A 19,563-nucleotide genomic window follows, 5' to 3' on the forward strand; every position below is an offset into this window, starting at 1 on the left:
GTCCTGGAGGCCTGGAATGGGTGTCAAGAATAGCCGCAAGGCAGAGCCGCTGCTCGCAGAAGCCGCAACAATCGCAGCCAAGAGCAGCAAGCCGCACGTCAAGCCGGAGATTCTTTTCTCCCGGGTCAGCATGGACGATCTCGCGCATTTTCCGCCGCAAAGCCTGGCGCATTCGGCCATGCTCGCAGAAGCTGAAATTCGCGCCTGGGACGGAAAGACATCGCGGATGAGTTTGGTCGAGGGCGATCATACCACCAAGGATGGCCAGGCCGTCTCGGTGTTGTTGATCACCACCCGGAACAAACCCTTCCTCTATGATTCGGTCATGGGCGAGGTGACCTCGCACGTGCGCGACATCTACATGGCGCTACACCCGATCCTGGTGGTCGCCGACAAGGCGCCAACCCGGCTGTTTTCCCATGACGACGGCAGCGATCCGGCAGATCGGGTCAGTCACATCCAGATCCACATGCCACGTCTTGGCGAGACCGCTGCCAAGAACCTGACCGACGGCGTCCGCCATGTGCTTTCGCAGGTCCAGGCGGCAGTCACAGACTGGAAGGCAATGCTGGCGATGCTCGATCACAGCGCCGCCGACCTGGTGGCCCTGGATGTCGACAAGAAGACCGAACCGGCCAGACAGGAGGCTCAGGCTTTCCTCACCTGGCTGCGCGACAACAATTTCACCTTTCTGGGAATGCGCGAATATGTCTACACCGGCGAGGGCGACAAGGCAGCGCTGAGCCGGGCGTCGACCGAGGGCTTGGGCATTCTCGCCGACCCCGACCTGCGGGTCTTGCGGTTCGGCAAGGACCAGGTCACCACCACCCCGGAAATCCTCGACTTCCTGCAGGGACCGGATTTCCTGATCGTCACCAAGGCCAATGTCCGCTCGGTGATTCACCGCCGCGCCTATATGGATTACATCGGCATCAAGCGCTTCGACCACAAGGGCAAGGTGATCGGCGAATTGCGCGTCGTCGGGCTGTTCACATCGACCGCCTACACCCGCTCGGTGACCAAGATTCCGTTGCTGCGCTCCAAGGTCAACGCTGTCATTTCCGAATTCGGCTACGATCCCGAAAGCCACTCCGGCAAATTGCTGCTCAACACGCTGGAATCCTACCCCCGCGACGACCTGTTTCAGATCGACGCCCCGTTGCTGGCCCGGTTCTGCATGCAGATCAACGAGCTTGCCGACCGGCCACGGGTCCGGATTCTGCCGCGGATCGACCGTTTCGACCGATTCGTCTCGCTGATCGTCTATGTGCCGCGCGACCAGTATGATTCGATCGCCCGCGAACGCATCGGCGATTATTTCAAGACGGTCTATAATGGTCGTGTGTCGGCTTACTATCCCGCTTTCCCCGAAGGCGGCGTGGCCCGTGTACATTTCATCATCGGTCGCTCAGAAGGCAAGACGCCACAAATTCCGCAGGAACAACTCGAACGCGACGTCCGCTCGATTGTCACCCGCTGGGAAGACCAGTTCGGCGCGCTCGGTGGCGACGGTGCGGCGCGCATCAGCGTGAGCCAGTCCTACAAGGAGCGGTTCCGCCCAGAAGAAGCGCTGGCCGATCTCGACGACATTCTCGCCTGCGCCGAGCCGGGCACCATCCGGATTGCGTTCTACCGCAACGAAGACACCCCGGATGACCGTCTCGCCCTCAAGATCTTCCACGCCGGCGAACCGGTGGCGTTGTCGCGCCGGGTTCCGCTGCTTGAGAATCTCGGCTTCAAGGTCATCAGCGAACAGACCCACGACATCTTTCTCGACGAGCAGGTCGGTTCGGCCAGCACCGTTGTTGTCCATGACATGGAAATCGCCCACGAGGACAACCGGACCATTGACCTCGGGGCCGACGGCGAACGGCTCGAGCAGGCATTCCTGTCAGTCTGGCGCGGCGAAACCGACAATGACAGTTTCAACCGACTGGTTGCCAACGCCGGCCTGACGATCCGCGAAGCCATGGTACTGCGCGCCTATGCCCGCTATCTGCGCCAGGCGGGAATCCCCTATTCGCAGGAATACATGGCCCAGTGTCTCCACCGTCATTCCGCGATAGCTGCCAAACTGCACGAATTGTTCCGGGCTCGATTTGAAATCGGCATCAAACCGGAAACCCGTGAAAAACAGGAAACGGCGCTGGTCGGAGCGATCGAAACCGCGCTCACCGAAGTCCCCAGCCTTGACGACGACCGCATCCTCAGGCGCTACGTCAACGCCATCCGAGCCTCGCTGAGAACCAATTATTTTCAGACCGGGCCCGATGGCGCGCATCGTCCTGCACTGGCCTTCAAGCTCGATCCGAAAGCACTCGAGGGGTTGCCCGAGCCACGCCCGTTCCGCGAAATATTCGTCTATGGCGCCGAAGTCGAGGGCGTGCATCTGCGCTTCGGCCCGGTGGCCCGCGGCGGCCTGCGCTGGTCTGATCGGGCACAGGATTACCGCACCGAGGTGCTGGGTCTGGTCAAGGCGCAGCAGGTCAAGAACGCAGTGATCGTGCCGGTTGGCGCCAAAGGCGGCTTCTATCCCAAGCGCCTGCCCGCCGAGGGCGGCCGCGACGCCATATTCGAAGCCGGACGCGAAGCCTACAAGCTGTTCATCCGCACCCTGCTTTCGGTTACCGACAACATTGTCGGCGACGCCATCGTCCCGCCCCAGGACACGGTTCGTCACGATGACAACGACCCCTATTTCGTGGTTGCCGCTGACAAGGGCACAGCTACGTTCTCCGATACCGCCAACGCGCTCAGCCAGGAACAGGATTTCTGGCTTGATGATGCTTTCGCCTCGGGCGGCTCGGCCGGCTACGACCACAAGAAAATGGGCATCACCGCACGTGGCGCCTGGGAAGCGGTCAAGCGGCATTTCCGCGAAATGAATATCGACATTCAGACCACGCCATTCACCGCGGCAGGTGTCGGCGACATGTCCGGCGACGTGTTCGGCAACGGCATGCTGTTGTCCGAGAAAATCCGTCTGGTCGCCGCCTTCGACCACCGCGACATCTTCATTGATCCTGACCCCGATTGCGCCGCCGGTTTTGCCGAACGTAGTAGGTTGTTCGATCTCGGCCGCTCAAGCTGGCAGGATTACGACAAATCGAAATTGTCCAAGGGCGGCATGATCATTCCGCGCACGCTCAAATCGGTGGACCTGACCTCCGAAGCCGCTGCCGCGATCGGCCTGCCCACACTCAAGGCAACGCCGCAGGAAATCATGACGGCGATCCTGTCGATGGAAACCGACCTGCTCTGGTTCGGCGGCATTGGCACCTATATCAAGGACGCACGCGAGAATGACGCCGATGTCGGCGACCGCGCCAACGACCCGATCCGGGTGACGGCGCGGCAGGTGCGTGCCAAGGTAATCGGCGAAGGCGCCAATCTCGGCGTCACCCAGAAGGGTCGCATTGCCTTTGCGCTCAATGGCGGCCGCTGCAATTCCGATGCCATCGACAACTCCGCCGGCGTCAACTCCTCGGACGTCGAGGTCAACATCAAGATCGCACTGGCCAATGCCATGCGCGAAGAGCGCCTGACCCGGCCCAAGCGCAACACCCTGCTGTCGGCCATGACCGACGAAGTCGCCGGACTGGTATTGCGCAACAATTACCTGCAATCGCTCGCCATCTCACTGGCCGAGGCCCAGGGGGCCTCCGGCGTCGGCGAACTCAACCGCGTGATGACCAGCCTTGAAGCCCGGGGCCTGCTCAACCGCAAGGTCGAGGATCTTCCCGACGACGCCCTCGTCACCGAGCGGCTGGCCGCCGGGCTGGCGCTGACCCGGCCCGAAATCGGCGTATTGCTGTCCTATGCCAAGCTGGTGCTGTTTGACGAAATCGTCGCCAGTTCGTTGCCTGATGAGCCCTATTTCAGCGACACGCTGGAATCCTATTTCCCCAAGCGTATGCTCAAAGATCACGCCGGCGACATCGCCAGCCACCGTCTGCGCCGGGAAATCATTTCGACCCTGCTCGGCAATGATGCGATCAACCGCGGCGGACCGTCTTTCGTCATCAGCCTGGGCGACAAATCCGGCGCCACTGCGGCCGATATCGTCAAGGCCTTTGTGCTGGCCCGCGATGGGCTGTCGCTCAACCAGCTCTATGCCAAGATCGACGCGCTCGATACCAAGGTTCCGGGTGCCGTGCAGAACCGGCTCTACGCCCATGTCGGCGACGCGCTGCGGACCGTTACCAGCTGGGCACTGAAGACCGGCGCGGCCCAGGGCGATCTCGCCACCGCCATCAAATCGATGCGCGACGGCGTGGCCAGCCTTGGCGGCAAGCTCGCTGCGGAGATGCCCGGGTCGATGAGCGAGGAGGCCGCGACGATCAAGGCCGAGCTGATCGCACAGGCAGTACCCGAGGCGCTGGCCGGCGAAATAGCTGCCCTTGGCGGCATGACGCTGGCGCCAGATATCTGCAATGTCGCGGCTCTCTCCAAAACCGATCTAGGCCGGGCAACAGGGGCTTTCTTTGCCGTTACGGAAGCGTTCCGACTCGGCCGGATCGTTGCTGCGGTCGACCGCATTCCGGTATCCGATCATTTCGAAGGCCTGGCATTGGCCCGCAGCCTGGATGAAATATCCGAGGCCCGGCGGATCATTTCAGGCATCGCGCTCGACGCCAATCCCAAAGCCACCGACCCGGCCGCCGAGTGGCTCGAGGCCAACAGTGGCCGCATCGCCCATGTCCGGGGCCAGATCCTTTCCCTGACCGACAGCGGCGAATTATCGGTCGCCAAGCTTACCGTGGCCGCTGGCATGATGAGCGATCTTGCCCGCTCGCTTCGCGCGTGACGAGATTTCTGCCAACAGGGGGCTTCCATGGCACATGAACATGCGGTGGGTGCCTCTGCAGGTGGAGGTGTACCGCGCCGGGGCGTGTATGGCTGGATGATGTTTGACTGGGCGGCGCAGCCGTTCTTCACGGTCGTCACCACCTTCATCTTCGGGCCCTATTTCATCAGCCGCATGGCCAGCGATCCGGCCACTGGCCAGGCCGCCTGGGGCTACGGCATTGCTGCCGGCGGGGTGCTGATCGCCGTCCTGTCACCAATCCTCGGTTCGATTGCCGATCAGACCGGACCGCGCAAACCCTGGATCGGGTTTTTCGCCGTCATCAAGATTGCCGCTCTCTGCGGCCTCTGGTTTGCCGCCCCCGGCTCCAATCTCGTTGCCGTGGTGGCGCTGTTCACGCTGGCCTCGGTGGCCGCCGAATTCTCCATCGTGTTCAATGATTCGATGCTGCTCCGGCTGGTTCCCAAGGCCGAGATCGGCCGGATCTCCAATCTCGCCTGGGGGCTGGGCTATCTCGGCGGCATGATCGTGCTGGTCTTCATCATCGCATTTCTCGCCGCCTCCCCGGAAACGGGAAAGACCCTGATCGGCATCAGCCCGCTATTCGGGCTCGATCCTCTTCAGGGGGAAGATGCACGGGCATCCGCACCGATATCGGCGCTATGGTACGCTATCTTCATTCTGCCGATGTTCCTGTTCACCCCGGATTCGGGCGGACGACGGGCGCTGGGCGATGCAGTGCACGACGGCATCAGGGAATTGCGCTCCACCATCGGCGAAGTTCGCCAGCGCGCCGGCATTTTCCGGTTTCTGATCGCCCGCATGATCTACCAGGACGGCGTCAATGCATTGTTGGCGCTGGGTGGCGGCTTCGCCGCGGCGATGTTTGGCTGGTCGATTACCGAAATCGGCGTTTACGGCATCATGCTCAATGTGGTGGCGATCTTTTCGTGCCTCTATGCCAGCCGGCTCGACACCCGGCTTGGGTCAAAAGCAGTCGTGCTGATTTCCATCTTCCTGTTGCTGATCGCCACCGCCGGCATCGTCTCCACCGGGCCTGGATTCACCTTTTTCGGCGCCCTGAATTTCGGTGCCGCCGATTCCGGCGGCCTGTTCGGCACCGCCGCGGAAAAAGCCTACATCGCCTTCGGCCTTCTGATCGGCATCGCCTTTGGACCGGTGCAGGCCTCGTCGCGGGCCTATATGGCGCGCAGCGTCACGGAGGAGGAGGCCGGGCGCTATTTCGGCATCTATGCCCTGGCCGGGCGCGCCACCAGTTTTCTCGCGCCCTTCACGGTGGCCACCGTCACCGCCCTTTCGGGATCGCCGCGGCTTGGCATGGCCACCATCATCATCTTCTTTGCCGTTGGCTTCGCGGTGTTGTGGTCCACTCCCTATCCGGCGGATCAACCCGGCGGCAAACCCGCCAGTGTGGCGTAAACAAGCCGGACACTCCGGTCCGACCGCAAGCTTGCGGCTTAGTGCCGGAAATGACGCATACCGGTAAACACCATTGCCACACCGGCTTCGTCAGCGGCGTCGATGACGTCCTGGTCGCGCATTGACCCGCCCGGCTGGATCACCGCAGTCGCGCCAGCCTCGATCGCTGAAAGCAGCCCGTCGGCAAACGGGAAGAACGCGTCGGATGCGACCACGCTGCCCTTTGTCCGTGGTGTCTCAAGCCCCAGCACCTCGGCTGCGTCCACCGCCTTGCGTGCGGCAATCCGGGCAGAATCCACCCGGCTCATCTGCCCGGCGCCGATGCCCACTGTGGCGCCATTGAGCGCGTAGACGATGGCGTTGGACTTGACGTGCTTGGCGACCTGGAAGGCAAATGCCATGTCGGCGAGCTCGCGCGCATCCGGCGCACGCTGTGTCACCACCTTGAAATCCTCGGGCGCGACATGGCCATTGTCGCGGCCCTGCACCAACAATCCGCCGGAAACCGATTTCACCGTCATCGCCGCCTGCCGCGGGTCAGCCATGGCGCCGGTGATCATCAGCCGCAAATTCTTCTTGGCTGACAGGATCTGCCGGGCTTCCTCGCTGGCATCGGGCGCGATGATGACCTCGGTAAACAGCTTGACGATCTCGGAAGCGGTCTGTGCGTCAAGTTGCCGGTTGAAGGCGACGATGCCGCCAAAGGCCGACGTCTGGTCGCATTCCAGCGCCCGCCGGTAGGCGTCGCCAAGATTGTCCCCAACCGCCACGCCGCAGGGATTGGCATGCTTGATGATGGCGCAGGCAGCCGAAGTGGCCGCATCGAATTCGCTGACCAGCTCAAATGCCGCATCGGTGTCGTTGATGTTGTTGTAGGAAAGCTGCTTGCCCTGCAGCAGCGTGGCACTGGCAACACCGGGTCGCGGATCGCCGGTGGTATAGAACGCCGCCTGCTGGTGCGGGTTTTCGCCGTAGCGCATGACATCATGCAAGTGTCCGCCAAACGCCCGGTGGCGCGGTGCCTCAAGAGCAAGATCCTGCGCAAACCAGCCCGACACTGCCGCGTCATAGGCGGCCGTGCGGGCATAGGCCAGCGCTGCCAATTCCTGGCGCAGCGCCAGCGGCAGGCTGCCGTTCTGTTCGGCAAGCGCCGCTAGCACCCGCTCGTAATCATCGGGATCAGTGAGGGTTGCTACATAAGCATGGTTTTTGGCAGCCGCCCGGATCATCGCCGGGCCGCCAATGTCGATGTTTTCAACAATCGTCGCCTTGTCGGCGCCACCCGCCACGGTCTGCTCGAACGGATAGAGATTGATCGCCACCAGGTCGATGTCGACGATCCCGTGCTCTTGCATCGCTGCCTGGTGCTCGGCATCGTCGCGAATGGCAAGCAGGCCTCCATGCACACCCGGATGCAGGGTTTTGACGCGACCGTCCATGATCTCCGGAAAACCGGTCAGCTCGGAAACGTCGCGCACCGTCAGCCCGGCCTTTTCCAGCGCGCTGCGGGTTCCGCCAGTCGAGACCAGCTCTACCCCGGCGTCGGCCAGTCCACGGGCAAAGTCGACCAGGCCACGCTTGTCGGAGACCGACAGCAAAGCCCTGCGGATCCGCACCAGTTCCGGAGCGGGGTGGTTTTTGGAGACGACGGTCATTGGAAATCCTCACGAAAGACTGCCGGCGAGCCCACCGGCGCGGCCTGCGTTAGCACAGGAGGCGATGGGACAAAACATGCAATCGGCGATTCACCGGACAGTTTGAGCGCATTTCACGTGGTTTGGGGCCGGTTCAGACACCGGTGCGCGGCAGGGCCGTCCGTACCAGCTTCCAGTCGATATACGGCGTTTGACCGACAACGAAGCTCACACTGATCTGCTTGCTTGTGCGAGCACCGGCAAGGTCGGCAAAATACACGTCTTCCTCGATCTGCGCCGCCTGATCATGGGAAACGAATGCCCAGCTTTCACCATCCCCGGCAGTCAGGTGGATCACGCCCTGTTCATCCTGGGTGGCGGTGATCGAGGGGTGAATGTGGAACCGGGCGACCGCCGTCGTGCGATCTTCCGTCCGTGGTGGATTACCGCCGGACCTGAGGAACTGGTCGCGCCCCTCCACTTCATGGCCTGAGGACAACAGCCGCAGCGTGCGCCGATGCAATAGTTTGAGAGTACTTTGATAGCCGTCATGGGTGGCACTGAAGCCAAGATGCTGGCCATCCTCATCAAGCGATTCCAACTCAACATGGCGTACCCCGCCGGTGACAATCGGGCCGAGAAACGGTGATTGCGAAATCCGCAGCGACGAGGAATCGTTCAATGTCACCGTGCTGTGGGCCGCGGTCAGTCGCGCGAATTCACCATGCACCTGATGCGCAAAAACCGGCGCACCGGCATTGACGATGAAACGGTTTGCACCCGACGACAATTCGAACGACAGGCACCCCGCATGCGCAGCCGCTGACATGATCCCCTTGGGCGGCGGCCCGGTGTCGGCGATCAGCGCCACATCCCCGATTGCCAATCTTTGGTAATGCGAATGCGGCATTTCCCGGAACGCCGTTCCCGAGGTCTCGTCATAGCGCAAAACGCCCAGCAACCGGTCAGCCGAGACTGCCGACGCTCCATTGAACAAGGCCAGTTCGCCATTGCTATGTCTGAAAAACCGCAAGCCCGAAAACATCCGGTCCATACCCGCAATCATGTTGCGCGGTGGTTTTTGACCGAGATTGACATAGGTCTGCCTCAGCGGCAGCAGATCAGTCAGCAGATTGATCAACACCATCGGGTTGCGCGAGGCATGGCCACCATCGGGCAGGATCTGCTGGCTGAATTCCTCATCAAGGTTGCGAGCGGCAGCACGGACCGCGCCGGCGCTGGCCGGCAGGCAGAGGCTCGCCATTGCCAGGGCGATGCGCGCCTTGAACCTTGTGGCGCTGCATGGCATGGCCCTACTGATATGACGCAGATACCGGCTTTGCAGCGCGATGCTTTTGAGAAACCGCCGATAGAAGCCGTGATCGGCGCCCCTGAGCACAATCGGCGAATGCGAAAACCAGGAAATCAGCCGTGTGGCAAGAACATCGGGCTCGTAAGACACCCCGCCTAACTCGCGGCCTTCGACCATGATCCAGTCATCAACCAGCGCCCGTGCATTGGCAAATGCCAGATCGTGATCGGCTGCCCGCATATGCCTCAGCCAGCCAAATCCATGCAGGCCGCGCGCGAAAGCGTCACTGGGCGCTTCCATCTGGAACGGGCTCGCGCCCTCGGTGTCGACCATCCTGCCACCAAGCGCGAACCGCCCCGAATAGATCTCCGCTGCAAGATGCGAATCAGCAATCCGCAGATCAATCGGCGCCACCACCAGCCTGTCCGGGGTTCCCCCGGCAAACCGCATGGCGTTGATTCGCCCCAACGCGGTCCGGCGCACGAAGCGGCGCCAGATCTCCGCACCGTACAGATATGCCGGGCGCTGCGAATCGATAAGTGAATATGCCAAGCAAAAATTTCCTGAAACCGGTTCTGATCCTCCACCGGACAAGAATCTTATCATAGTGAATCAATTGTTCAAATGCCCATAATCCTGCGCGAAACGTTCAGGCATCCGCAACAAAACCGCGAGTTACTTATGCCAGGGCGATACTGCAGGTGTAACGGAGCAGATTTTAGCATCATCACTGTCTTCACCCTGAATGCCATTTCAGGGCCGTGTCAGAACCACGGCATAGAATCCGTCGAGCCCCGCCAGCCGCAAATCATTATGGGCAAGCATGGCCGGGTGGGTTCTGATTTCGCCGGCCGCGGTGATGGCGGATTCCAGGCCAGGCCAGCGCGAAGCGTCCACCGGCCTGATCCGCCATGCCGGATGATCTGCGAGGAACCCTGCCACCATTTCTTCCCCCTCCATCGGATCAAGCGAGCAGTTGGAAAACACCAGCTCACCCCCGGGCCGAACCAGACCCGCTGCATGATCGAGCAGGTCACGCTGCACCCGCGCCAGCCTGACAATGTCATCCTGGCTCTTGGTATAGGGAATATCGGGGTGGCGGCGCACCGTTCCTGTCGACGAACACGGCGCATCCAGCAGCACGCCGTCAAAGCCTTCCGGCGCCACCAGGTCCTGCGCCCGGCTTAATTGCGTGGCGACATCCAGCCCCAGTCGCGTCAAGTTGCCCCGCAATCGCTCAAGCCTGTTGGCTGACTGGTCGCAGGCTGTCACCCGGGCGCCGGCGAGCGCCAGTTGCGCGGTCTTGCCGCCCGGCGCCGCACACAAATCGGCAATATCCAGCCCTTCGAGCCGCGAAAACATCTGCGCCGGCAGGCTTGCCGCCGCGTCCTGGACCCACCAGGCCCCTTCATCATAGCCGGCCAGCCCCGAAACGGGTCCTTCCGGCCGAGCAATCCGCACCGACCCGGTCGACAGCACCACGCCGCCGAGTTGCTCGGCCCAGCCTGCCGCATCACTCTTGACGGTAAGGTCGATAGCCGGCGGTTCCGACAGGATCGACAAGATCGCTGCCGCATCGGTCGGGTAGGCCCCGTGAATCCGGCTTTCGAACCAGGCCGGGAACGCCGCTACTTCTGCCATCAGAACAGGTAGCCGGCTTTCTTTTTCACGCCCCATTCGCCGCAACAGGGCATTGACCAGACCGGCAAAGCGCCGGTTGCGCGGATCGGCCGTAGCCTGGGTGACCGCCAGATCGACGGCGGCGCGGTCCGGCACGTCAAGAAACAGGATCTGTGCCGCGCCGACACGCAGCACCTGGCGCAGTGCCTTGGCGCCATCCGGCAGCGGATTGTCGACCATCTGGTCGATATAGGCGTCAATCAATTGCAGGTGCCGCAGCGCCGAGAGCAAGATTGCCCTGACCAGCAACCGGTCCTGGTCACCAAGCCCGGTAAAGGCCGGATTGCCGCCCGCCGGATCGAGCAACCCGTCAAGCGAGGCCTGGCTTTCGGTAACGGCTGCCAGCAGCCGTGTCGCCGCCATCCGTGCCGCGAGACCGGGCTTGAGCGGGTCGGTGGACGAACCGGAATTCCTGCCGCCTCGCACGCGTGACCGCCCGCTCTCTGCCCCGGTCAAGACCAGGGCCCCTTGCGGCCGGCGCCATCGCGGCCCCAGGGCCCCGGTTGCGCAGGCTTTTCCCGGCGAGGTTCGGGGCGCGGGTCGCTAGCAGTGGTAAATTCAGACACCATAGCGTGCAACGCCGCAATCCGGTTTTCCGTGGCCGGGTGGGTCGAAAACAGACTGTCCATGCGCCTGCCATTCAGTGGATTGATAATAAACATATGTGCCGTGGCCGGGTTTCGCTCGGCCTCCTCGTTGACAATGTGGCCCGCTCCCGCGGCAATTTTCTTGAGCGCCGAGGCCAGCCACAATGGGTGGCCGCAGATTTCAGCGCCGCGCCGGTCGGCGGCATATTCGCGGGTGCGGCTGATGGTCATCTGTACCACCATCGCCGCCAGTGGCGCGACCAGCATCGCCACCAGCACGCCAATGAAGCCGAGCGGATTGTTGTTGCGGTTGCCGCCAAAGAAGAACGCGAAATTGCCAAGCATCGAGATTGCCCCGGCAAGCGTCGCGGTAATCGTCATGGTCAGCGTATCGCGATGCTCGATATGCGCCAGTTCATGCGCCATCACCGCGGCGATTTCCTCTTCGCCCAAACTCTCGAGCAGCCCGGTGGAGGCGGCAACTGCCGCATTTTGCGGATTGCGCCCGGTGGCAAAGGCATTGGGCTGGGCGTTGCGGATCACATAGACCCGCGGCATCGGCAGATTGGCGTTTGCGGCCAGGTCAGCTACCATTTGATAGTATTTCGGTGCGCTGCGGGCATCGACCTCCACAGCATTGTACATTTTCAGCACCATCTTGTCGGAATTCCAGTAGGAAAACAGATTCATGCCGGCCGCAACGACAAAGGCGATCATCATCCCGCCAGTGCCACCGATCAGATAACCGACCCCCATGAACAGCGCCGTCATCAGCGCCAGAAGCATGGCTGTGCGAACAAGGTTCATGCGCATCTCCTCATGACGACAGGATTCCAATGGGAAATCCATATTTGGATTTTGTCGCTTGTGGCGTTAAAGATGGCGAGTATCAAGCTATTGTTCAATGCCAATGCCCCCCAGGTGACCGATGTCGATTTCAGAAGACCAGACCCCAGCTAGCCCGCAGCAGGCCACACCGCCTGCAAAGCGCGCACTCAGCCCTGCAGCCCAGCGCGCCCTCGCCGAAGCCGATGCGCGACGCCAGGCCGAGGGCAGCGCGCCCGGCAAGCCCGAGCGAGAAATCGGTGGCCGCGGCGGCGTCGACCCAGCGCGCTATGGTGATTGGGAAATCAAGGGCCGGGCGATCGACTTCTAATCATCAGTGATTGCCTTGTCGTCAACAAAGGAATATATTCGCGATATTATCTTTGACAAACCCAAACCGATATGCGATAACGAATCAACAAGTTAGTTGATTGGATGACGTTATGTCGGTTTTGAGCAAGGAATATTTTCACAACGAGGCTGCTGCCTTCGATCATGTTGAGAGCATTCTGTGGCCTAATGGCCCAGTTTGCCCGCATTGTGGAAATGATGACCGCATCTACAAACTGGAAGGCGTCTACACAAAGCCATCCAAGAAGAACCCGGAAGGCGTTGAACGCCACGGCCTGAAAAAGTGCGCAGCTTGCCGCAAGCAGTTCACCGTTCGCATGGGCACGATCTTTGAGGAAAGCCACATACCCATGAGCAAGTGGTTGCAGGCAATCCATTTGATGTGCTCCAGCAAAAAGGGCATCAGCTCTAACCAGCTTCACCGCGTCCTTGAAATCACCCTCAAGAGCGCATGGTTCCTTTCCCATCGCATCCGCGAAGCAATGCGGACTGGCGTGTTTGAAACCCCGCTTGGCGGCGAAGGCAAGATTGTGGAAGCCGACGAAACATTCATCGGTCACAAGAAGGGCTTTGAAAAGAAGGGCGGCGGCGCTGGTCACAAGATGACGGTTATGAGCCTTTTCGAGCGCGGCGGTGACGTTCGTTCGGTGGTTCTGGACCGGATCAGCAAGAAGGGCATTGGCAAGGTGATCGCGGACAATGTGCATCACGAAAGCCGTCTAATGACCGATACCGCTTCGCACTACAAGCGCCGTGGTTTTGCTGTTGCCAGCCACGAAATGGTCAATCACCACAAGGGCGAATACGTCCGTGATGATGTTTACACAAACACTCTGGAAGGCTTCTACAGCATCTTCAAACGCGGCATGAAGGGCGTTTATCAGCATTGCGCCGAAAAGCACCTGCACCGCTACGCTGCTGAATTTGATTTCCGCTACAACAACCGTGTTGCTCGCGGCGTGAACGATAGCGAACGGGCAATGAACGCTTTGATCGGTGTCAGCGGCAAGCGGCTGACTTATGAAGGGCCTGATTTCGTCTAATGATTTCTACAGGCCAGAACAATTAAAACTCGAACTGCACCAATCATCATTACGGAAACGGAATGATGATTGATTCTTGTGAAAATTGATCTATGTTTAGGTTCTCCCGTGACCCGAACCCTCTGCCCAAGGCAGAGGACCCGCCAATAGGCGGTGGTCTGACCTAGGGTCGCGGGACGCTTTTCAATTGCCTGTGCCAAATGGTGAATTTGCCCGCCCTAAACGTGTCTCTAGTGGGATCTGAAACCTTGGCCCTTGCAAAAATATGTGCTGCAAGTTCCACTTTTGATGCGGACGCATTTTCCGCCAAGTGGTGCTTGTTATTTATGAAGGCGATTGCGCCGGAAAAAATGTCGGCTAATTGAATAAGTGGTTCGTCGTGGCTTTGGCGAAAATGGACGCGCCTATATGGCCAATCTCGCCTGTCACCACGCTTCCTCGCCCCTCTGTTCAAGATAAGGCGTAACTCTTCGGTTGATGAATTCGTCTTTCGATAATCTGGATAGATGTGGAAAAGGGATTGAGAGTGAAGCTTCCCGCACTTCATGAGAAGCTGGTAGATCTCCTTGTTGAACCCAATTTCTGAACTTCCCCCGTTGAAATGCCGATCGCTCCGGCCTCGCATGGGGACAACCAACGAATGGAATTCGAGCGCGTTCATCGGAGAGTCAAAAAAGAAATCTGCCACTCGCTTGTAAGCTGGCAATTTGGAATTGGAGACCTTGGTCCATTTCAATTCGGAGAATGGCAATTCTGGCAACCTGGACTTCATGACTGACTCACAGATGGCGGCACTGTCGGTGTTGCGACAAATGACCCCACCCAACACTAGAAAATCGTGTTTCGTTTGGCTGCTTTCATCTACATACACATTTCTGATAAGATTAGGATCTGGAGGCGATACCACCGATGCCGAAGACAAATGAAAAACTCCAATTAAACAAGTTCAAAGAAGCTGCTCGCGAACTGGAAACAGACGACGACGAGCGCCGATTTGACGAGCGCCTCAACAAGATTGTCAAAGCGCCCGTCGAGAGGCCGTCTAAAGATCAGACGAGTTCGGAATAGAGTTCTTTAGCCAAGGCCTTACTGCCGGGGTGGAGAGTTCCATTTTTAACCTCTGATATGCGACCACCGTTCACGTCATATTTGGCCGCAATCCTACTCTGAATCCACCCGTCCCAGAGCATCATGTGGATCTCAACAGCATCATTGAATGTAAGCTGATACGAGGGTTCATTCGTTTTCGTTGTCATTAAGGTAGTCCTTCAAAATGAAGGAGCCGGTATTGACCATAGACGAAAAATGACTCATTAAAGCCATGTGCATTTTCGTTATGTCCTGCGTCCGACTCCAATCTTTGCAGGATCCGAAAATATAGACCGTCGCGGCTGCCAGGCTTAGCGGCGGTTTTTCTTTCGAAGCTGACACCGATATGGCGAATACTGTCATCCAGAGTCAAGCGCACCAAAACGATCAGCGTGAACGATGACGCTAAGATTTAAATAATCATAATATTTACAGGGGCTTAACAGCCTCCTCCCTGTGGGGATAACCGTGAACAACACGCGAACCCCGCAAGCAAGATAACCTGATTCTCTTGGCTTCGGCAAATATTGCAATGCGAGTGATTCGCGAGTGCGCCGCACAATACTTAAGTTTCTGCCATCATTACATAATTTAGATATGTAGAAGTCTTTATGTGGAGTGTCCATTATGTACAGGATCTTGACCGCGCCTATTTTCAGGCTGGCTGCAAATTTGCTGCCTACCTCGTGCCTTCAGATGGAACTCTCAATCCGAGAGGGAGTGGCCTACCACCCTGTTCGGCACGACGAGTGCAAGACTGTGACGGCACAAGGGCCGTGCGTCATTACGGTGAACCACGTTTAGCCGACTGAATACCGATCTCTGATATGGTCGTTGAAATACCCGCCCTTTGACCGGGAGTTACAGAGGCCTTCGAAAATTGCGGCTGGAACCCCGTAATAGCTATAAGGCCCGCCGCTTTCTACAAACCAGATTTGCAGAATTCTTGTAGACGCATTGTATTCTGCTGCTGCTATAGCGGTGGAATTGAACCTTGGCATACCGGCGCACTCCTAGTGAGGTTGCAGAACCATAACTGAGTCGCGTGGGTTTGTCAGATATAATATCGCCAATATATTCCTTTGTATGTTTTTTCAGAATCTCATGGCGGCCTGTCGTTTTCATCTTGCCTATGCTGGCGGCCTGCGTTTCAGCCCGCGCTGTTTCGGCTGAATCGCAGTGGCGATCCGTTCCCGGACCCGTACCCGCGCGCATTGTCAGGATCATCGATGGCGACACGCTGGTGGTCGACGCTCATCCCTGGCCGGGCCAAGCGGTGCGCGTGTCGGTGCGGCTGCGCGGCATCGACACGCCCGAGCGGCGTTCCCGCTGCAAATCCGAACGCCTGGCTGCAGACAGGGCCCGTGTCGAACTTGAACGGCTTGTCGAGGGGATTGAAACCCTCGAATTGATCAATGTCTCGGGCGGAAAATATTATGGCCGGGTGCTGGCCGACATCAGGGCCGGCGCCCGCGATATCGCCAGCGCGATGCTCGACAGCGGATTGGCCAGACCCTACCAGGGCGGCAAGCGCCAGCGCGCCAAATGCACCGATCCCCAAACATGAAGCCTTGAAATCCGAACTTTCCGACAATGCAAAAAGGCCACCCTTGCGGGTGGCCTTCGTGAATTCCAGCGCCGGTTGGACGCCTGCCCGGACCTGTCAACAGGCCGGGACTTGTCGACATCACCGGGGTTTCAGAGGCTGCTCCGAAGACCGGTGATCCGGATCGACCGAACCGGCTTTAGGGAATCACTCGACATCAGATCACCTCCTCTCGTTCGTTAAACACACCCCAATGTGTATCGGGTCTGTGCCGAAAGCAAGACTGATGATCGAAAAGCCGACGAACCTCAGCTTTTCTTGTTCTGCCGGTTTTCGATCAGGTCATCGACCACGCCGGGATCAGCCAGCGTCGAGGTATCGCCCAGCGCGCCGAAATCATCCTCGGCGATCTTGCGCAGGATTCGCCGCATGATCTTGCCGGACCGGGTTTTTGGCAGCCCCGGCGAGAATTGGATCTTGTCGGGCGAGGCAATCGGTCCGATTTCGTGGCGAACATGGTTGACCAGCGCCTTGCGCAAGGCGTCGTCACCCTCCTGGCCCTGCATCAGCGTGATATAGCAGTAAATGCCCTGCCCCTTGAGATCATGCGGGTAGCCGACAACCGCGGCCTCCGAGACCGAATCATGTGACACCAGAGCGCTTTCGACTTCCGCCGTGCCCATCCGGTGACCCGAGACGTTGATAACGTCATCGACCCGGCCGGTGATCCAGTAGTAGCCGTCCTCGTCGCGGCGGCAGCCATCGCCGGTAAAATACTTGCCCTTGTAGGTGGAAAAGTAAGTCTGGATGAAGCGCTCATGGTCGCCGTAGACGGTGCGCATCTGCCCCGGCCAGGAATCAATCATGCACAGATTGCCCGAAGCCGTGCCCTCAAGCACATCGCCGTCGTTGTCGACCAGCTGCGGCGAGACGCCGAAGAACGGCCGTGTTGCCGAGCCCGGCTTCAGTGTGGTGACGCCCGGCAGCGGTGAAATCATGATGCCGCCGGTCTCGGTCTGCCACCAGGTATCGACAACCGGACAGCGGTTGTCGCCAACCACGTTGTAATACCATTCCCAGGCTTCCGGGTTGATCGGCTCACCCACCGATCCGAGCGTGCGCAGCGACGTCCGCGCGGTCTTCTTCACATGGTCGTCTCCCGCCCCCATCAGCGCGCGGATCGCCGTCGGCGCGGTGTAGAAGATGTTGACCTGGTGCTTGTCGATCACATCCCAGAACCGGCTCGGTGTCGGATAGTTCGGCACGCCTTCAAACATCAGCGTTGTCGCGCCATTGGCCAGCGGCCCATAGACGATATAGGAATGGCCGGTGACCCAGCCGACATCGGCGGTGCACCAGTAGATGTCGCCGTCATGATAATCGAACACATATTCATGGGTCATCGACGTGAACACCAGATAGCCTGCAGTGGTGTGCAACACCCCCTTGGGCTTGCCGGTCGATCCCGACGTGTAGAGAATGAACAGCGGATCCTCGGCGTTCATCTCGGCCGGCGGGCAATCAGGCTCCGCCGTTGCCATGGCTTCGTGATACCAGATGTCGCGCTCGTCAAACCATTCGATCTTGCCGGCCGTGCGCTGCACCACCAACACCTTCTTGACCACCACGTCGTCGCGTTCAGCGATCTTGATGGCAAGATCGGTATTGTGCTTGAGCGGTACCTTCTTGCCGCCGCGCAGACCTTCGTCGGCGGTAATCACGAAGGTTGATTCGCAGTCGCTGATCCGGCCGGCCAGCGCATCCGGCGAAAATCCACCAAACACGATCGAGTGAACGGCACCGATACGGGTGCAGGCCAGCATCGCATAGGCAGCTTCGGGAATCATCGGCATGTAGATGGTGACCCGGTCACCCTTCTTCACGCCGTTCGACTTCATCACATTGGCGAGACGGCAGACATGATCGTAAAGCTCGCGATAGGTGATTTTCTTGTCATCATAGGGATTGTCGCCTTCCCAGATGATCGCCACCTGGTCGCCACGCTTCTCGAGGTGGCGATCAATGCAATTATAGGACACATTGGTGAGGCCATCCTCGAACCATTTTATGTCGACATTGCCTTCAAAACTGGTGTTCTTGACCTTTGTATAGGGCTTGAACCAGTCGATTCGCTTGCCGTGCTTGTCCCAGAAAGTCTCCGGATCCTTGATGCTCTGCTCGTACCATTTTTCATAGGTTTCATTGTCGATCAACGCCCTTGATTCGGCGTCTTTCAGGACTTTGTAGGTTTTCTGGGACATCTGGACCTCCTCACAGGCGAACGCACGTAAAACGCCATACTAAGCGCATGGCGCTGCTTCTGGCGACCATTAATAACAGCCTAAACCAATGCTGCAATTAGACATTGGGTCGGTTTTGCGAAAGCGAATGGCGAGAATTGCAATTGAGAGGCCTTGCGGTTATAAGGACGCCGATTTCCCGGAAATTGTGGTTTCACCCACGGCCCGCGGCCCCGGCGCGGACGGACAGGAGGATTGTATTCATGGCACAGCAGCTTCTTATGCCAAAGGCGACCGCCGTCTGGCTTGTCGACAACACGGCGTTGAGCTTCGATCAGATCGCCCAGTTCTGCAAACTCCACCCGCTGGAGGTCAAGGCGATCGCCGACGGCGAAGCCTCGCAGGGCATCAAGGGGCTCGACCCGATTGCAACCGGACAGCTTTCACGCGAAGAGATTTCGGCGGCCGAGGCCAACCCAGAGCTGAAGCTTAAACTCTCCGAACCCAAGGTTCGGGTGCCCGAGACCAAACGCAAGGGTCCGCGCTATACGCCCGTATCCAAGCGCCAGGATCGACCCAACGCGATCCTCTGGCTGGTGCGCAACCACCCTGAACTCAAGGATGCCCAGATCTCGCGTCTGGTCGGCACCACCAAGTCGACCATCGAACAGATCCGCGGCCGCACCCATTGGAACGCCGCCAACCTGGCGCCGATGGATCCGGTGACGCTGGGCCTGTGCACCCAGATCGATCTTGACCTCGAGGTTGAGCGCGCTGCCAAGAACCGTGGCGCCACCCCCGAAGATCAGCAGGGCAGCGTTCTGGTTTCCGCCCGCGAAACCGAGGTTGCACAGCCGCTGGACGAAAATGGCGAAAAGGAAATCGATGCGGATGCGGTTTTCGCCAAGCTCTCGTCGATGAAACGGACCGAGCCGGAAGAAGACGAAGATCAGAATTAGGATCTGATCGGCCACCTGATTCATTCAAAAATCCCGGGCAGTGCCCGGGA

General features: G+C 59.4%; 14 protein-coding genes. 6 read left to right on the forward strand and 8 right to left on the reverse strand.

Going from position 1 to position 19,563, the window contains the following annotated elements; translation table 11 throughout:
• The first annotated feature begins 16 nt into the window (after positions 1-16).
• Positions 17-4,807 (forward strand): NAD-glutamate dehydrogenase, encoded by a 4,791-nt coding sequence (locus OEG84_RS15280; protein WP_267654546.1) that lies wholly within the window; start codon positions 17-19, stop codon positions 4,805-4,807.
• Between the two features lie 27 nt (positions 4,808-4,834).
• Positions 4,835-6,247 carry an MFS transporter gene (locus tag OEG84_RS15285; RefSeq protein ID WP_267654547.1) on the forward strand — a complete coding sequence of 471 codons (1,413 nt, stop codon included), beginning with the start codon at positions 4,835-4,837 and terminating at the stop codon, positions 6,245-6,247.
• A gap of 38 nt (positions 6,248-6,285) precedes the next feature.
• Here the strand turns inward: OEG84_RS15285 and purH are convergent, their stop codons facing one another.
• From purH to htpX, 4 genes are all read right to left on the reverse strand, one after another.
• The gene (gene purH, locus OEG84_RS15290) at positions 6,286-7,902 is read right to left on the reverse strand and encodes a bifunctional phosphoribosylaminoimidazolecarboxamide formyltransferase/IMP cyclohydrolase (protein WP_267654548.1); all 1,617 of its coding nucleotides are present in this window, start codon (positions 7,900-7,902) and stop codon (positions 6,286-6,288) included.
• A gap of 133 nt (positions 7,903-8,035) precedes the next feature.
• Positions 8,036-9,745: a heparinase II/III family protein gene (locus OEG84_RS15295; RefSeq protein ID WP_267654549.1), complete on the reverse strand. Its 1,710-nt coding sequence runs from the start codon at positions 9,743-9,745 to the stop codon at positions 8,036-8,038.
• Between the two features lie 201 nt (positions 9,746-9,946).
• Positions 9,947-11,236 (reverse strand): RsmB/NOP family class I SAM-dependent RNA methyltransferase, encoded by a 1,290-nt coding sequence (locus tag OEG84_RS15300; protein WP_267656202.1) that lies wholly within the window; start codon positions 11,234-11,236, stop codon positions 9,947-9,949.
• Positions 11,237-11,325: 89 nt separating this feature from the next.
• Positions 11,326-12,267 carry a zinc metalloprotease HtpX gene (htpX, locus tag OEG84_RS15305; RefSeq protein ID WP_267654550.1) on the reverse strand — a complete coding sequence of 314 codons (942 nt, stop codon included), beginning with the start codon at positions 12,265-12,267 and terminating at the stop codon, positions 11,326-11,328.
• 121 nt (positions 12,268-12,388) lie between these two features.
• Between htpX and OEG84_RS15310 the strand changes: the two genes are divergently transcribed.
• On the forward strand, positions 12,389-12,616 hold the full coding sequence (locus OEG84_RS15310; protein WP_267654551.1) for a DUF1674 domain-containing protein: 228 nt from the start codon (positions 12,389-12,391) through the stop codon (positions 12,614-12,616).
• Between the two features lie 112 nt (positions 12,617-12,728).
• Positions 12,729-13,679, forward strand: coding sequence for an IS1595 family transposase (locus tag OEG84_RS15315; protein WP_267654552.1), 951 nt, complete (start codon positions 12,729-12,731; stop codon positions 13,677-13,679).
• A gap of 163 nt (positions 13,680-13,842) precedes the next feature.
• On the opposite strand, the gene OEG84_RS15320 is transcribed toward OEG84_RS15315, so the two are convergent.
• From OEG84_RS15320 to OEG84_RS25540, 3 genes are all read right to left on the reverse strand, one after another.
• Positions 13,843-14,586: a DUF3800 domain-containing protein gene (locus tag OEG84_RS15320; RefSeq protein ID WP_324288260.1), complete on the reverse strand. Its 744-nt coding sequence runs from the start codon at positions 14,584-14,586 to the stop codon at positions 13,843-13,845.
• Between the two features lie 142 nt (positions 14,587-14,728).
• On the reverse strand, positions 14,729-14,935 hold the full coding sequence (locus tag OEG84_RS15325; protein ID WP_267654553.1) for a hypothetical protein: 207 nt from the start codon (positions 14,933-14,935) through the stop codon (positions 14,729-14,731).
• 633 nt (positions 14,936-15,568) lie between these two features.
• Positions 15,569-15,769 (reverse strand): KTSC domain-containing protein, encoded by a 201-nt coding sequence (locus tag OEG84_RS25540; RefSeq protein WP_425602855.1) that lies wholly within the window; start codon positions 15,767-15,769, stop codon positions 15,569-15,571.
• 131 nt (positions 15,770-15,900) lie between these two features.
• Between OEG84_RS25540 and OEG84_RS15330 the strand changes: the two genes are divergently transcribed.
• Positions 15,901-16,335 carry a thermonuclease family protein gene (locus OEG84_RS15330; RefSeq protein ID WP_267654554.1) on the forward strand — a complete coding sequence of 145 codons (435 nt, stop codon included), beginning with the start codon at positions 15,901-15,903 and terminating at the stop codon, positions 16,333-16,335.
• Between the two features lie 287 nt (positions 16,336-16,622).
• On the opposite strand, the gene acs is transcribed toward OEG84_RS15330, so the two are convergent.
• Positions 16,623-18,575, reverse strand: a complete 1,953-nt coding sequence (acs, locus tag OEG84_RS15335) for an acetate--CoA ligase (protein WP_267654555.1) — start codon at positions 18,573-18,575, stop codon at positions 16,623-16,625.
• Positions 18,576-18,817: 242 nt separating this feature from the next.
• On the opposite strand from acs, the gene OEG84_RS15340 reads away from it, so the two are divergent.
• Positions 18,818-19,513 (forward strand): DUF1013 domain-containing protein, encoded by a 696-nt coding sequence (locus tag OEG84_RS15340; RefSeq protein ID WP_267654556.1) that lies wholly within the window; start codon positions 18,818-18,820, stop codon positions 19,511-19,513.
• Positions 19,514-19,563: the final 50 nt, after the last annotated feature.

It is taken from the genome of Hoeflea algicola, assembly GCF_026619415.1.
Taxonomy (GTDB): domain Bacteria; phylum Pseudomonadota; class Alphaproteobacteria; order Rhizobiales; family Rhizobiaceae; genus Hoeflea; species Hoeflea algicola.

Excerpts from the sequence above, each read along its gene's own strand:
- OEG84_RS15280 (WP_267654546.1), top strand. The coding sequence starts at position 17 with ATGGGTGTCAAGAATAGCCGCAAGGCAGAGCCGCTGCTCGCAGAAGCC.
- OEG84_RS15285 (WP_267654547.1), top strand. The coding sequence starts at position 4,835 with ATGGCACATGAACATGCGGTGGGTGCCTCTGCAGGTGGAGGTGTACCG.
- purH (WP_267654548.1), bottom strand. The coding sequence starts at position 7,902 with ATGACCGTCGTCTCCAAAAACCACCCCGCTCCGGAACTGGTGCGGATC.
- OEG84_RS15300 (WP_267656202.1), bottom strand. The coding sequence starts at position 11,236 with ATGGCGGCGACACGGCTGCTGGCAGCCGTTACCGAAAGCCAGGCCTCG.
- htpX (WP_267654550.1), bottom strand. The coding sequence starts at position 12,267 with ATGAACCTTGTTCGCACAGCCATGCTTCTGGCGCTGATGACGGCGCTG.
- OEG84_RS15310 (WP_267654551.1), top strand. The coding sequence starts at position 12,389 with ATGTCGATTTCAGAAGACCAGACCCCAGCTAGCCCGCAGCAGGCCACA.
- OEG84_RS15315 (WP_267654552.1), top strand. The coding sequence starts at position 12,729 with ATGTCGGTTTTGAGCAAGGAATATTTTCACAACGAGGCTGCTGCCTTC.
- OEG84_RS15325 (WP_267654553.1), bottom strand. The coding sequence starts at position 14,935 with ATGACAACGAAAACGAATGAACCCTCGTATCAGCTTACATTCAATGAT.
- OEG84_RS25540 (WP_425602855.1), bottom strand. The coding sequence starts at position 15,769 with ATGCCAAGGTTCAATTCCACCGCTATAGCAGCAGCAGAATACAATGCG.
- OEG84_RS15330 (WP_267654554.1), top strand. The coding sequence starts at position 15,901 with ATGCTGGCGGCCTGCGTTTCAGCCCGCGCTGTTTCGGCTGAATCGCAG.
- acs (WP_267654555.1), bottom strand. The coding sequence starts at position 18,575 with ATGTCCCAGAAAACCTACAAAGTCCTGAAAGACGCCGAATCAAGGGCG.
- OEG84_RS15340 (WP_267654556.1), top strand. The coding sequence starts at position 18,818 with ATGGCACAGCAGCTTCTTATGCCAAAGGCGACCGCCGTCTGGCTTGTC.